1 tRNA gene is annotated in these 441 nt (G+C 46.7%); it reads left to right on the top strand.

The annotated features are described in order from the left end of the window. Positions 1-314: 314 nt before the first annotated feature. A tRNA-Ala gene (locus ZA05_RS17930) sits at positions 315-388 on the top strand. Positions 389-441: the final 53 nt, after the last annotated feature.

The following is a 441-nucleotide window of genomic DNA, read 5'->3' as shown; positions in this document are numbered from 1 at the left end:
CAGCTGGTTAGAGCGCTACACTGATAATGTAGAGGTCGGCAGTTCGAGTCTGCCTGAGACTACAAAGTCGAAAGACAGACGAGAAGTCTATCCTGAGCGAAGACGAAGGGAGTCTGCCTGAGACTACAGGGGCGAGCGTTAAGAAAATGTCTGGTAGACATTTTTAGCGAAGGAGCCAGATGGCGCGTGGGCGTTGTCGAATAAGTTCATTAAAAACTGAAAGGAAATTTTAGAGGTTGAGCACCAGTTTACAGTACACAGTTTACAGTACGCAGTAACTGATTACTGAATACTGATACTGCCAACTAAATACTGGGGGATTAGCTCAGCTGGCTAGAGCGCCTGCCTTGCACGCAGGAGGTCATCGGTTCGACTCCGATATTCTCCACGAGTCCCATAGGGACAGAAGTTCATTGACATATTGGAAAGATATACATGAAA

The sequence above is a fragment of the Mangrovimonas sp. TPBH4 genome (genome assembly GCF_001280505.1).
Classification (GTDB): Bacteria; Bacteroidota; Bacteroidia; order Flavobacteriales; family Flavobacteriaceae; genus Mangrovimonas_A.
The sequence above is the reverse complement of the archived record's forward strand: the minus strand, read 5'-3'. Positions and strand labels throughout refer to the sequence as shown.